General features: G+C 72.2%; 13 protein-coding genes and 1 pseudogene. 4 read left to right on the forward strand and 10 right to left on the reverse strand.

Translation table 11 applies throughout. From position 1 onward, the window contains the following. Nucleotides 1–72 precede the first annotated feature (72 nt). The 5 genes from RISW2_RS21355 to RISW2_RS21375 form a co-directional block, all read right to left on the reverse strand. On the reverse strand, nucleotides 73–1,077 hold the full coding sequence (locus RISW2_RS21355) for a P1 family peptidase (protein ID WP_043774874.1): 1,005 nt from the start codon (nucleotides 1,075–1,077) through the stop codon (nucleotides 73–75). 130 nt (nucleotides 1,078–1,207) lie between these two features. Continuing rightward, a complete protein-coding gene (locus tag RISW2_RS21360) occupies nucleotides 1,208–2,833 on the reverse strand; it encodes a dipeptide ABC transporter ATP-binding protein (RefSeq protein ID WP_043774876.1) in 1,626 nt (541 codons plus the stop codon). A 49-nt stretch (nucleotides 2,834–2,882) separates the two neighbouring features. After that, nucleotides 2,883–3,695 (reverse strand): ABC transporter permease, encoded by an 813-nt coding sequence (locus RISW2_RS21365; RefSeq protein WP_043774878.1) that lies wholly within the window; start codon nucleotides 3,693–3,695, stop codon nucleotides 2,883–2,885. Continuing rightward, nucleotides 3,692–4,636, reverse strand: a complete 945-nt coding sequence (locus RISW2_RS21370) for an ABC transporter permease (protein ID WP_043774880.1) — start codon at nucleotides 4,634–4,636, stop codon at nucleotides 3,692–3,694. Before RISW2_RS21370 ends, RISW2_RS21365 begins: the two co-directional genes overlap by 4 nt. 77 nt (nucleotides 4,637–4,713) lie before the next feature. Further along, nucleotides 4,714–6,186, reverse strand: a complete 1,473-nt coding sequence (locus RISW2_RS21375; protein ID WP_043774881.1) for an ABC transporter substrate-binding protein — start codon at nucleotides 6,184–6,186, stop codon at nucleotides 4,714–4,716. A 160-nt stretch (nucleotides 6,187–6,346) separates the two neighbouring features. Here RISW2_RS21375 and panB point away from each other — a divergent pair, with 160 nt between their 5' ends. Beyond that, nucleotides 6,347–7,180, forward strand: a complete 834-nt coding sequence (panB, locus tag RISW2_RS21380; protein WP_043774883.1) for a 3-methyl-2-oxobutanoate hydroxymethyltransferase — start codon at nucleotides 6,347–6,349, stop codon at nucleotides 7,178–7,180. Then, a complete protein-coding gene (gene panC, locus RISW2_RS21385; RefSeq protein ID WP_043774885.1) occupies nucleotides 7,177–8,019 on the forward strand; it encodes a pantoate--beta-alanine ligase in 843 nt (280 codons plus the stop codon). The genes panB and panC overlap by 4 nt, the downstream gene beginning before the upstream one ends. Before the next feature lie 5 nt (nucleotides 8,020–8,024). Here panC and RISW2_RS21390 read toward each other — a convergent pair whose 3' ends face one another. The 3 genes from RISW2_RS21390 to RISW2_RS21400 all read right to left on the reverse strand — a co-directional run bounded on the left by RISW2_RS21390 (nucleotide 8,025) and on the right by RISW2_RS21400 (nucleotide 10,244). After that, nucleotides 8,025–8,570 (reverse strand): adenine phosphoribosyltransferase, encoded by a 546-nt coding sequence (locus RISW2_RS21390; RefSeq protein ID WP_043774888.1) that lies wholly within the window; start codon nucleotides 8,568–8,570, stop codon nucleotides 8,025–8,027. Between the two features lie 35 nt (nucleotides 8,571–8,605). Next, nucleotides 8,606–9,472 carry an S-methyl-5'-thioadenosine phosphorylase gene (locus RISW2_RS21395; RefSeq protein WP_043774890.1) on the reverse strand — a complete coding sequence of 289 codons (867 nt, stop codon included), beginning with the start codon at nucleotides 9,470–9,472 and terminating at the stop codon, nucleotides 8,606–8,608. A 166-nt stretch (nucleotides 9,473–9,638) separates the two neighbouring features. After that, nucleotides 9,639–10,244 carry a flavin reductase family protein gene (locus RISW2_RS21400; protein ID WP_043774892.1) on the reverse strand — a complete coding sequence of 202 codons (606 nt, stop codon included), beginning with the start codon at nucleotides 10,242–10,244 and terminating at the stop codon, nucleotides 9,639–9,641. A 122-nt stretch (nucleotides 10,245–10,366) separates the two neighbouring features. On the opposite strand from RISW2_RS21400, the gene RISW2_RS21405 reads away from it, so the two are divergent. Together RISW2_RS21405 and RISW2_RS21410 are read left to right on the forward strand one after the other, a co-directional pair. After that, nucleotides 10,367–10,867: a GNAT family N-acetyltransferase gene (locus RISW2_RS21405; protein WP_043774894.1), complete on the forward strand. Its 501-nt coding sequence runs from the start codon at nucleotides 10,367–10,369 to the stop codon at nucleotides 10,865–10,867. A gap of 55 nt (nucleotides 10,868–10,922) precedes the next feature. Then, on the forward strand, nucleotides 10,923–11,720 hold the full coding sequence (locus tag RISW2_RS21410) for an EcsC family protein (protein WP_211238735.1): 798 nt from the start codon (nucleotides 10,923–10,925) through the stop codon (nucleotides 11,718–11,720). A gap of 507 nt (nucleotides 11,721–12,227) precedes the next feature. On the opposite strand, the gene RISW2_RS24300 is transcribed toward RISW2_RS21410, so the two are convergent. Next, on the reverse strand, nucleotides 12,228–12,761 hold the full coding sequence (locus tag RISW2_RS24300) for a hypothetical protein (protein WP_084615516.1): 534 nt from the start codon (nucleotides 12,759–12,761) through the stop codon (nucleotides 12,228–12,230). Nucleotides 12,762–12,966: 205 nt separating this feature from the next. After that, nucleotides 12,967–13,147: pseudogene (locus RISW2_RS25540) on the reverse strand (hypothetical protein); the annotation flags it as partial.

A 13,147-nucleotide genomic window follows, 5' to 3' on the forward strand; every position in this document is an offset into this window, starting at 1 on the left:
CGAGCCCGAGCCGGTGCGCGCGGCGACGCCCGCGGCGCCCGGCAGCGACCCCGACCGGCCGCCGCGGCTGCGCTAGGCGCCGAGGAGGCTCCGGAGCGCGGGCAGCGTGTCGCCGGGCTCCTCCGCGGCTTCCCAGACGGCGCGGGCGATGGCGCGGGCCATGCAGATCGCGCCCGCGTGGCAGAGCGCGGTGAGCTCGGCCAGCGGGTCGGCGAGCGCCCGCGCGCCGGTGGCGGCCGCGAAGACCAGGTCGCCGTCATGGGGCGTGTGCGCGGGCACCACGGCGCGCGCGATGCCGTCATGGGCGGCGACCGCGAGGCGGCGGGCCTGCGCCTTGTCGAGCCGGGCGTCGGTGGCGACGATCCCGATCGTGGTGTTGCCCTGCCGGGCCATGGCGGCGGCCTTGGCGCTGGGCGGCAGGGGCTGCAGCCCGCGCGCGGGATCGGGACCGAGGCCACCGAACTCGTTGCCCATCTCGAACGGGGCCGCCCAGAAATGCCGACCCGAGGGTGTCAGCACGCAGCCCATCGGGTTCACCGCCACGAGCGCGCCGACCGTCGCGCCGGTCTCGAGGACGAGCGAGGCGGAGCCGAGCCCGCCCTTGACCCGCGCGGTCTGCGCGCCCGCGCCCGCGCCCGCGGTGCCGAGCGCGAAACCCGGCCCCGCCGCCGCGAGCGCCTGGCGGCCGAGCGCGGGATAGGGGTTTGCCTCCCAGTCCTTGTCGCCGCCGTTCAGGAGGTCGAAGAGGATCGCCGCCGGCACGATGGGCACCCGCGCCGAGAGCACCGGGAAGCCGCGGCCCGCCTCGGCGAGCGCGTCCATCACGCCCTGCGCCGCCGCGAGCCCGAAGGCGCTGCCGCCCGAGAGCACCAGCGCGTCGGCGCCGGGCGCGGTGCGCTCGGGATCGAGGAGGTCGGTCTCGCGCGTGCCGGGCGCACCGCCCTGCACGGCGACCGCGGCGGTGAAGGGCGCCGCGGCGGTCAGCACCGTCGTGCCCGAGCGCAGGCGCGGGTCGTGCGCGTTGCCGACGGCGAGGCCCGCGACGTCGGTGACGAGGTTGCGGGGGCCGGGCCTCATCGCGCCGCCCCCGCGGGGCGCCCGGCCGCGGCCGGCGGCCTGCCTCCGGCGGGGATATTTCCGCCAAGAAGAAGGGTCGGGGCATGGGCGGCCGGGGCGCCGGTCACGGGGGCGCGCTGTGTCTCGGGTGTCATGTGCCTGTCTCCTCGTCCTCGTCCTCGGCGCGCGCGTCGCCATCGCCGGGCAGGTGCGGCGCCGCCGCGAGGAGCGCGCGGGTGTGGGGGTGGCGGGGCGCCGCGAAGAGCGTCCCGGTCGGGGCGTCCTCGACGATGCGGCCCGCCTGCATCACGAGGATGCGGTCGGCGATGCCGCGCACCACCGAGAGGTCATGGCTGATGAAGAGGTAGCCGAGCCCCTCCTCGCGCGAGAGCCGGGCGATGAGGTCGAGGATGCCGGCACGCACCCGCACGTCGAGGGCCGAGACGGCCTCGTCGAAGATCACGAGGTCGGGCCGGGTGATGAGCGCGCGGGCGATGGCGATGCGTTGCCGCTGGCCGCCCGAGAAGGCGTGGATCGGCCGGTCGAGCGCGCCCGCGTCGAGGCCCACGCTGGCAAGGGCGGCGGCGGTGCGGTGCCGCGCCTCGGCCGGGTCCGGGCGCGGGGTCTCGAGGTGCAGGGGCTCGGTCACGAGGCGCAGGACCGGGTGGCGGGGGTCGAAGCTGCCATAGGGGTCCTGGAAGACCACCTGCAGGCGGCGGCGCAGCGCGCGGGGCACGCCCGCGCGGGCGTCGACGGGGGCGCCGCCGAGGGTGATGCGGCCCGCCGCGAGCGGTTCGAGCCCGAGGATGGCGCGGGTCAGGGTGGACTTGCCGCAGCCCGATTCGCCCACGAGCGCCACGCGTTCGCCCTGCCGGAGCGCGACGCTGACATCGTCGACGGCGCGGTGCAGGGGTGCCGGCGCGAAGGGGCGCGGGCGCGGCAGGCGCCAGGTGCAGGTCACGCCCTCGAGCGCGAGGAGCGGGCCGCGGGTCACGCGGGGGCCGAGCGACGGGCGGTGGCGCGCGGCGGCGAAGAGCGCGCGCGTATAGGGATGGCGGCGCTCGGCGAAGACGCGGGAGGCGGGGCCCGCCTCGACCACGGCGCCGTCCTGCATCACCGCGAGGCGGTCGGCGATGCCGTGGACCACGGCGAGGTCGTGGGTGATGAGCAGGAGGCCCATCCCGTCCTCGGTGACGAGGCGGCGCAGGAGCGCGAGGATGCGCGCCTGGGTGGTGACGTCGAGCGCGGTTGTGGGCTCGTCGGCGATCAGGAGCCGCGGGCGCAGGGCCGTCGCCATGGCGATCACCACGCGCTGGCGCTGGCCGCCCGAGAGTTCGTGCGGGTAGCGGCCGGGCGGCACGCGGTCGGGTGCGAGGCCGGTGCGGGCCAGCGCGGCGGCGGCGCGGGAGGCGGCCTCGGCGGCGGATAGGCGGGTGTGGACGCGGATCGCCTCGGCCACCTGCGCGCCGATGGTCTGGACCGGGTTGAGGGCGGTCATGGGTTCCTGGAACACCATCGAGACCGCCTGCCCGCGGAAGCGGCAGAGCTCGCGCTCGGGCAGGCGCAGGAGGTCGGTGCCGTCGAGGCGGATGCTGCCGGTGGCGGCGAGGCCGTCGGGAAGGAGCCCCATGGCGGCGAGCGCGGTCAGCGACTTGCCCGACCCGCTCTCGCCGGTGAGCGCGAGGATCTCGCCCGGGGCGAGGGCGAGGGAGACGTCGCGGAGCAGCGGGCGGTCGCCGGCCGCGACCCGGAGGCGGTCGATGGCGAGGAGGGTCATGGGCCGGTCCGAAGGGCTGCCGGACCGGTCCGGGCGGATGCGGGGGCCATCACCGAGTGCTCCGGAGGCGCGGGTCGAGGGCGTCGCGCAGGCCGTCGCCGAGCAGGTTCAGCCCGAGGACGGTCAGCACGATGGCGAGCCCCGGCATCAGCGCCACGTGCGGCGCGATCGCCACGAGCGTCTGCGCCTCGGCCAGCATGCGGCCCCAGGAGGGCACCGGCGGCTGCGCGCCGAGGCCGACATAGGAGAGGCCCGCCTCGGCGAGGATGCCGAGCGAGAACTGGATCGTTCCCTGCACGATGAGGAGGTTCGCGATGTTGGGCAGCACGTGTTCCGCGCTGATCCGCGGCGCGCCCTTCCCGGCGACGCGGGCGGCCAGGATGAACTCGCGCTGCCAGACCGGCAGGGCGGCGCCGCGGCTCAGCCGGGCGAAGACCGGCACGTTGAAGATGCCGATGGCGATGATGGCGTTGACCGCGCCCGGGCCCGCGACGGCGGTGATGAGGATGGCGATGACGAGGCTCGGGAAGGCGAAGACGAGGTCGTTGCCGCGCATGATGACCTCGTCGAGCCAGGAGCCGCGCCGCGCCGCCGCGGCGAGCCCGAGCGGCACGCCGAGCCCCATGCCGATGCCCACGGCGACCAGCGCCACGGCGAGCGAGGTGCGCGCGCCCACCATCAGCATCGACAGGATGTCGCGGCCGAACTGGTCGGTGCCGAGGAGATGCGCGGCCGAGGGCGGCTGCAAGCGGGCGGGGATGTCGACGCCGGTGACCTCGCCCGGCGTCCAGGCGAAGGACAGGAGCGCCGCGCCCGCGACCAGCACGGCGAGGGCCGCGCCCGGAACGATCCGCGCGTTCATCGCCGGCGCCTCAGCCGCGGGTCGACCCAAGCATAGGCGAGGTCGGTCAGGAAGGTCACGAGGATCACCGCGAAGACGAGCAGCATGACCACGGATTCGACCACGAGGAGGTCGCGCTGCGAGATCGCCTGGAAGATCAACCGGCCGAGACCGGGCAGGAAGAACACCTGCTCGATGATGATGGCGCCGGCCAGCAGGAAGGAGAACTGCAGCCCGACGATGGTCAGCACTGGGATCAGCGCGTTGCGCACGCCGTGCCGCCAGAGCGCCTGGCGCCGGCTCAGCCCCTTGGCCCGGGCGGTGCGCATGAAGTCCTCGGCCAGGATGTCGACGAGCGCGGAGCGCATCACCCGCGCGAGGATCGCCGCCTGCGGCAGGGCCAGGGCGAGGGCCGGCAGGGTCAGCGCCTTGAGCGCGGCGGCGGGATCGGTCCAGCCGGGAAAGCCGCCGGCGGAGAACCAGCCGAGATTGATCGCGAAGACGAGGACGAGCAGCATGGCGAACCAGAAGTTCGGCACCGCGACGCCGACCTGCGTCGCGCCCATCACCGCCAGGTCGCCCGCGCGGCCCCGCCGCGCGGCGGCGTAGAGCGCCGCGGGAAAGGCCAGCGCCGTGGACAGCGCCAGCGCGTAGAGCGCGAGCGGCAGCGACACCCAGAGCCGGTCGGCGATCATGCCGGCGACCGGCGTGCGGTAGGTGTAGGAGGTGCCGAAATCGCCCGAGAGCATGCCTCCCGTCCAGGCGAGATAGCGGGCGAGTGGCGGCCGGTCGAGGCCGAGCTCGGTCCGGAGCGCCGCGACCGTGTCGGGCTGGGCGCCGGTGCCCAGCATGTAGGCCGCCGGATCGCCCGGCGCGACCTCGACCACGAGGAACACGACCGCCGAGGCGACCCAGAGGCTGATCCCGAGGGACAGCAGGCGGCGGAACGCGTAGCCCAGCATGGCGGCACGTTAGGTCGGGGCGCCGGAACGGTCCAGGCGCAAGCCGGACCGGTCCGGGGACACGCGGCGCGCCTGCCTCACTCGGTCCAGCGCACGCCGGCGAGCGGGTTCGCCTGGGTCGGCTGGTTCTCCCACAGCCCCTCGATCCGCGCGTCGGCCACGGTGGGGAAGGCGAGCTGGAAGAGGAAGGCGTTCACGTGGTCCTCGGCGATGCGGCGCTGGGCGTCGGCGAGGATCACCGAGCGTTCCGCCGGGTCCGCGGTGGCGGCGAGATCGCGCATGAGCCCGCGGAAGGTCGCGTCGTCGTACTGGAAGTAATAGTCGGGGCGGGCGTAGATGTTGATGTCCATGGGCTCGGTGTGGCTGACGACGGTCAGGCCGAAATCGTGGCCGGTGAACACCTCCTCGAGCCATTGCGCCCATTCGAGGTTCACGATCTCGGCCTCGATCCCCACCGCGCGCAGCTGCGCCGCGATGATCTCGCCGCCGCGGCGGGCATAGGAGGGCGGCGGCAGCTTGAGCGTGGTGGTGAAGCCCTCGGAGAGCCCCGCCTCGGCCAGGAGCGTGCGGGCGCGGTCGGGATCGTGGGCGGAGAGGTCGGTGAGGTCGACATAGTCGGGATTGTGCGGCGCGAAATGCGTGCCGATCGGGGTGCCGAGCCCGAACATCGCGCCGTCGATGATCGCCTGGCGGTCGATGGCATGGGCCACGGCGGCCCGCACCAGCGGGTCGTCGAAGGGATCGCTGTGGTTGTTCATGGCGAGGATGGTCTCGCCCTCGGTGGTGCCGGTCAGCACGCGGAAGCGGGGATCGGCCTCGAATTGCGGCAGGTTCTCGGGCGCGGGAAAGCCCGCGAAGACGTCGATGTCCTGCGCCATCATGGCGGCGAAGGCGGCGGTCGGGTCCGAGATGAAGCGGAAGGTCGCGGTCTCGAGCGCCGGCGCCGCGCCCCAGTAGCCGGAATAGCGGACGAGGTCGATCCGGTCGCCCTGCACCCAGCGGTCGAAGGCGAAGGGCCCGGTGCCCACGGGAGCGGAGGCGATCGCGTCGATGCTGTCGGGCGCGACGATCACCGCGTCGCCCCAGGCCATGTTGGTCAGGAAACCGCCATCGGGCTGCGCGAGCCGCACCTCGACGGTCTGCGGATCGATCACCGAGACCTCGGCGATGTTCTCGAAGAGCGCCTTCTGCGCGTTGGTGCTGTCGGGCCCGCGGGCGCGGTCGAGCGTGAACCTGACATCCTCGGCATCCATCGCCGTGCCGTCGTGGAAGGTCACGCCGGTCCGCAGGTGGAAGGTGTAGGTGGTGCCGTCTTCGGATATGTCCCAGCTCTCGGCCAGCGCCGGCTCGATCGTGCCGTCGGCGGCGAAGCGGGTCAGCCCCTCGAACACGTTCGCGTAGAGCACGCTGTCGATGGCGCCTGCGGCGTTCGAGGTCGGGTCGAGACCCGGCGGCTCGAGCTGGATCGCGAGCGTGAGGTCGGTCTGTTGCGCGGCGGCAGGCAGTGCGGCGAGAAGCGCCACGGCGAGGGGCGCAAGCAGTCGGGTCATGGTCTGTCTCTCCTCCTCCGGTCCCGGGCAGGGCCGGCCGGTCCCGCGAAGCTTGTCCCGAAGGCCGCGCCGCCGCAAGCGTCGTGGGGTTCCCCTGTGACAGGAGGGCCAAACCTGCTAGATCGGCCGCGACCCGCGACCCTGCCGAAAGGACCGCCCGTTGAGCGCCACCGCGAAGAAGACCGCGCCCCTGCCGGACGACATCCGGGCGATGAAGGGCGGCGTGCCCATCGTCAGCCTGACCGCCTACACCACGCCCATGGCGCAGCTGCTCGACCCGCATTGCGACCTGGTGCTGGTGGGCGACAGTGTCGGCATGGTGCTGCACGGGCTGCCCTCCACGCTGGGCGTGACCCTCGGGATGATGATCCTGCACGGGCAGGCGGTGCGGCGCGGGCTCAGCCGCGCGATGATGGTCGTCGACCTGCCGTTCGGGTCCTACGAGGAGAGCCCCGCGCAGGCCTTCCGAACCGCGGCGCGCGTCATGGCCGAGACCGGCGCGGGCGCCGTCAAGCTCGAGGGCGGACGGGGCATGGCGGAGACCATCGCCTTTCTCGCGGCGCGGGGCGTGCCGGTGATGGCGCATGTGGGGCTCACGCCGCAATCGATCAACACGCTGGGCGGCTACCGCGTGCAGGGACGCGGCGCTGCGGCGGACGCGATCCTCGCCGATGCGCGGGCGGTGGCCGAGGCGGGCGCGTTCGCGGTGGTGCTGGAGAAGGTTCCGGCGCGCCTCGCCGACCGGATCACCGCGGAGGTGGCGATCCCGACGATCGGCATCGGCGCCTCGTCGGGCTGCGACGGGCAGATCCTCGTGGTCGACGACATGCTGGGGCTCTTCACCGCGTTCCGGCCGAAATTCGCCAAGCGCTACGCGACCTTGGGGGACGATGCCGAGAAGGCGGTCGAAGCCTACGCGGCCGAGGTACGGGCGCGCGCCTTTCCGGCCGCCGAGCATGTCTTCGGCGACGACGCGCCGGGAGCCACGTCGTGAGCGTCCCGATCCTGCGCACGCGGGCCGCGCTGGCCGAAAGGCTCGATGCCTGGGAGGCGGCGGGCGAACGGGTCGGTGTCGTGCCCACCATGGGCGCGCTGCACGAGGGGCACCTGAGCCTCGTTCGGGCGGCGCAGGCGGGGTCGGACCGGGTGGTGACGACGCTCTTCGTCAATCCGCGCCAGTTCAACAGCCGCGCGGACTACGACGCCTACCCGCGGACCGAGATGTCGGACGCGGAGAAGCTGGCGCCGCTCGGGGTCGACGCGCTCTACGTTCCGGAACCGGAAGAGGTCTATCCCGAGGGGTTCGCGACCACGGTGTCGGTGACGGGCCTGACCGACGTGCTGTGCGGCGCGCACCGGCCGGGCCATTTCGACGGCGTGGCGACGGTGGTGACCAAGCTCTTCCGCCAGACGCGGGCGCGGCGGGCATGGTTCGGCGAAAAGGATTTCCAGCAGTTGCAGGTGGTCCGCCGGCTGTCGGCGGACCTCGACCTCGGCGTCGAGGTGGTGGGCTGTCCCACGGTGCGCGAGGCGGACGGGCTTGCCATGTCGTCGCGCAACGTGCGGCTCCATCCGGCGGCGCGGGCGGCGGCGCCGGCCCTGTACGCGGCGCTCGAGGACGCGGCCCGCGCGCTGCGGGGCGGGGCTGCGGCCGCGGAGACCTGCGCCGCGGCGGCGGAGCGGATCCGCGCCGCGGGCTACGCGGAGGTCGAGTACCTGGAGCTGCGCGCGGTCTCGGACCTGCGGGCGCTGGCGCGTGCGGAGGCGCCTGCGCGCCTGTTCGCGGCGGCGTGGATCGGCGGCGTGCGGCTCATCGACAACGTGGGCGTCTGAAGGCCTCAGTCGCCCTCGAAGCTGCAGAGCGCGTGCACGTCCATGCCCATCGCCTCGAGCCGCTTGCGGCCGCCGAGATCGGGCAGGTCGATGATGAAGGCGCAGCCGATGATCTCGGCGCCGAGGCGCTCCATCAGCCGGATGCCGGCCTCGGCGGTGCCGCCGGTGGCGAGCAGGTCGTCGACCAGCAGGATGCGCTCGCCCGCGGCGATCGCGTCGTCGTGCACCTCGACCACCGCCTCGCCGTATTCGAGCGTGTAGGATTCCGAGATCACCGCGCCCGGCAGCTTGCCCTTCTTGCGGACCGGCACGAACCCGGCCGAGAGCTGGTGCGCCACCGCGCCGCCGAGGATGAAGCCGCGCGCCTCGAGACCCACGACCTTGTCGAAGCGCAGGCCCGCATAGGGGTGCAGGAGCTGGTCGATCGCCATGCGGAAGCCGCGGGGATCGGCGAAGAGCGTGGTCACGTCGCGGAACATGATCCCCTCGTGGGGAAAGTCCGCGATCGTGCGGATGTAGTCGCGCACGTTGGTGCCTGAGACGGGTTTCATGCGGGGCTCCGGTAGGGGTCTGGAAGCGTGGGGGATCAGCCGAGCACGCGGCCCGCGACGGCGTCGAGCCGGGCAAGGACGGCGGGATCGCGGGCGCCGGGGGCGGTGATGATGGCGTGCTCGAGTGCGCGGTCGCAGCCGTGCGGGCAGGGCGGCCGGTCGGGTCCGAGCTGTCCCGGCAGCCCCGCGACGAGGGCGCGAGCCGAGGCGGCGTTGGCGCCGAGCGTCGCCACCACGGCCGCGACGTCCACGGCGTCGTGGTCGGGGTGCCAGCAATCGTAGTCGGTGACCATTGCCACCGAGGCGTAGCAGATCTCGGCCTCGCGGGCGAGGCGCGCCTCGGGCATGTTGGTCATGCCGATCACGTCGGCGCCCCAGGCGTCGCGGTACATGAGGCTTTCGGCGCGGGTCGAGAATTGCGGCCCCTCCATGGCGAGGTAGGTGCCGCCCTCGTGCACGCGCACCCCGGCCGCGCGCGCCGCCGCCGCGGCGGCGGCCGACAGCCGCGGGCAGGTCGGGTGGGCGAGCGAGACATGCGCCACGCAGCCCGTGCCGAAGAACGACGCGGGCCGGGCGACGGTCCGGTCGATGAACTGGTCGACGATGACGAAATCGCCCGGCGCCATTTCCTCGCGGAACGACCCGCAGGCCGAGACCGACACGAGGTCGGTGACGCCGAGCCGCTTCAGCGCGTCGATGTTGGCGCGGTAGGGGACCTCCGCGGGCGCGTGCACGTGGCCGCGCCCGTGCCGCGGCAGGAACGCCATGTCGATGCCGCCGAGCCGCCCGGTCAGGATCGAGTCGGAGGGGTCGCCCCACGGCGTTCCGACCGTCGTCCACGCCGCGTCCTCGAGCCCGTCGAGGTCGTAGACCCCCGAGCCGCCGATGATCCCGAGCCTCATGTGTGCGGTGCCTCCTGCGCCTCGTCGGGAGAAAGGATGCGCGGATCGCGGGTCGAAGGGCAAGCCCGGTCGGGCGCCGCGGAAGGGTCCCGTGGCCGATCCGCCCGCCGGGCGGGCAGCACGCGGCGGGCGCCGGAAGCGGGGCGGGCGCGGGCCCGCCCGCGCGTCACTCCCCGGGGCGCTTCAGCTCGAACTTCTCGCGGACCACGGTGTAGTCGCGGTAGCCCATGCGGCTCAGCGGGTTGAAGCGCAGCACGTCGAAGATGCCGTCGACGAGGCAGTCGTCGCGCATGTGCACGCCCGTCACCTCGCCGAAGACGGCGAAGTTCGAGTCGCCCTTCAGCTTGACGATCTCGGTCAGCCGGCATTCGAGGTTCGCGGGCGCGCCCGCGACCCGCGAGCAGGCGATGGTGTCGCACTCCGCGCGCGCGATGCCGGCGAGCGCGAACTCGTCGGTGTCGCGGTCCCAGGGGCCCGAGGTCTGGTTCATCGCGTCGCGCATGGCGTATTCGACGATGTTGACGCAGAACACGCCGGTCTCGCGGATGTTGGCGACGCTGTCCTTGGTGTCGCCGCGGTCGGGCTTGGTCGAGGTCGAGGCGAACATGACCTGCGGCGGGGTGTAGGCCACGGCGTTGAAGAACGAGTAGGGCGCGAGGTTCTCCGACCCGTCCTGGCCCCGCGTCGAGATCCAGCCGATCGGGCGGGGCGTGACGATGGCGTTGAACGGGTTGTGCGGAAGGCCGTGGCCGTCCTCGGGACGATAGAACATCGGGTCGTGGTCTCCTGTCGTTTCGGCGCGTTTGCGGTGGCCGGGCGCGCGTGCTAGGCGCGTGCCGCGCGGGGCCGCAGGGCCGATCGCGCGCGCTGCGCCAAGGAACATCCAGACCTCCCATGTACAGCCTGAGACGGGAACGCAAGGAGGATTGGTGGGAGGTGGAGGCGCTCTACGACCTCTGCTTCGCGCCCGGGCGCACGGCGCTGTCGTCCTACCGGCTGCGCGACGGGGTCGACCCGGTGGCGCGGCTCTGCCTTGTCGCGGTGGCGGAGGACACGGGGTTCATCGGGGGCGCGATCCGCTACTGGCCGGTGCGCGTCGGCGGCGCGCCGGTGCTGCTGCTCGGTCCCGTGGCGGTGCACCCGACCACGCAGGGCGAGGGCCTCGGCGCCGCGCTGATCCAGGAAAGCCTGTGGCTCGCCCGCGAGGACTGGACGCGCGTGCTGCTGGTGGGCGACGCCCCCTATTACGGCCGCTTCGGATTCGCCCGGATCGAGGGGGTGGAGATGCCGCCGCCCACGAACCCCGAGCGGATCCTCGCCCTCGAGCTCGCGGAGGGCGCCTGGACGGGCGTCCGGGGCGAGGTCACGGCCTGGCACGGAGCGGGCGGCGGTTGAACCGGGCGGGATCCGTCCCAATCTTCAGGACGATGTCACCGAGGAGCCCCGGACCATGACCGTCCAGTCCCCCGCCACCGCGCTCGTGCCGATGGATTTCGACCGTGAACTGGCCGTGCTCGTGGAGCGCCACCGCGCCGCGGGCGGCGTCGGCCTGCAGGTGCTGAACGTGATCGGCACGCAGGCGGAAAACCTGCTGGAACGGCTGCCCGACCGCGTGAAGGAGCGGCTCGAGGACGCGACCACCCGCGCGCTCGAGGTCGCCATGCGCGCGGCGCAGGGGTCGCGCGGGGTGGTGCCGGACCAGCGCGGCTGGCTCAACTCGGCGCTTGCCACCGCCATGGGCGCGGCGGGCGGCGCGGGCGGGTTGCCGACCGCCATGGCCGAGCTTCCGGTCACGGTCACGGTGTTGCTGCGCGCGATCCAGGGGATCGCGGCGGAACACGGATTCGATCCCGCCGACCCGGAGGTGCAGAAGCAGTGCCTCGCGGTCTTCGGCTCGGCCGGCCCGCTCGAGGCCGATGACGGCGTCGACATGGCGTTCCTGTCGGCGCGGGTGACGCTGACGGGCGCAACGGTTCACGGCATCCTGTCGCGCATCGCGCCGCGACTCGCCACGGTGCTCGGCCAGAAGCTGGCCGCGCAGACCGTGCCGCTGATCGGCGCGGCGGCGGGGGCGGCCACGAACTACGCCTACACCTCGTATTACCAGGAGATGGCGCACGTGCATTTCGGGCTGATGCGCGTGGCCGAGAAGAGCGGAAAGAGCCGCGCCGAGGTGGTCGAGGCCTTTACCCGCCGCCTGCAGCATTCCGCGGCGGAGCGGGCGCAGCGCCGCGGCACGCGCCGTTAATCCTTTCTCAGGAGGGCGCTGGTAGGTCCTGTCGCCGAGGACGCGCGCGGCGCGGGCAAAGCCCCCGCAGCTTCACGCGGTACCGTCGAACGCGGCGCGCGCGAGAACCGACGCCGGCCAGAAGGCCCGCGTCCGCGCATCCCGCCGTCGGCAAAGGGGGCGTCGGTCTGGCGATCACTTGAGGGACGCCACCGTCGTTTTGCCTAGGTTCACAGACATGTGTGGATGCCACCTAAGACTCAAGGCCTTTGATGGCCTTCTGAGCTTGTGAGCGGGTGCATACATCTGTCAGGTTTTGTGATGCGGCTTGCAATGCGCCAGCGATGACACGCACTGAGTTGCGCCAAGAACGCAACCCCTTGCAGCGCCGGCAAATTCGCTCTCCGAAGCCTTTGCTCCAGAATATGGAGGCGCATCGGAGACATTGGCGTTCACTCGGGACATCGCCCAGGGACCTGGCGGTCGCGGTGTCTCGAGTTTCAATATTCATGCTTCGTTTGATCGCCATCATTCCGGTTCCGCGTTTTGACGGGAGCGCACTCCCATCCGAGAGTCCGGCCTCGAAGGCATTCCTTCGTTTTCTGCTGCCAGAATCGACGTTTCGTCCGGCACCCGTCGTCCATTGGGTGTAGAATCCGGGCTAGGATCTTCGATTTGCGGTGTCCGGACGTCCGAGTAGAGATGGCGCAAGTGCGCCTCAGATACGCCGTCCGCCTTCATCACGAGGCGCACCATTGGATCGGCCAGCATTTCCTCGAGAAAGAAATCCGACAGCGCTTTCCCCGACAGCTTGTCTCTTGCGCGGGCGTGGTCAAGATCGGCAAGGGAAACAGTCAGTGTCCTCGCTAACCCCGGATGCGATGCCCTTGGATGAAGTTTCACCAGGACCGAGGCTTTCCAGGCCTCCGGATCGTGTTGATCAGGCGGCGAAACCAGTTCCGTTTCTATTTCGTACTCACCAGCGGGGAGCGTTTCGGCAAAGCCCGGGAGCGTGAAAGGCCGCCCGAATAACGCGATGGTCTTGCTCGTCAGGTGGTCCATTGATGTTTCCCTTTCGAGTATCTTGCCTGGTGCTGTCTTGTCAGCAGCCTCGGAGATGTTCTCATTGGCGGAAATTCTCGTGTTTTCTGCATGAGTGGACTTCATTGCGGGTATGGCTCTGGCGCCAGGTGCTCACGCGCCCTGTCATGACTGCCTTTGATCAGTCGATGCACCCCACCGGCCCACCCAGAGCGAGAACCCTTGGTCATCGGAGTGACATCTTGTGCAGGGCAGCGGCCGCAATCGCATGCTCCTTCTGGTGGTAGTCGCCGCGAAACTCGCCGTCGACCTGCACCTCCCAGATACCGCTTCTCTCGCGGACCTGAACCCGGTCCTGCAGCACTGAGGAATTTTCGGGGGAGGCCGTGACCTGCTCCCTTTGGAGT

This window comes from Roseivivax isoporae LMG 25204 (assembly GCF_000521865.1).
Classification (GTDB): Bacteria; Pseudomonadota; Alphaproteobacteria; order Rhodobacterales; family Rhodobacteraceae; genus Roseivivax; species Roseivivax isoporae.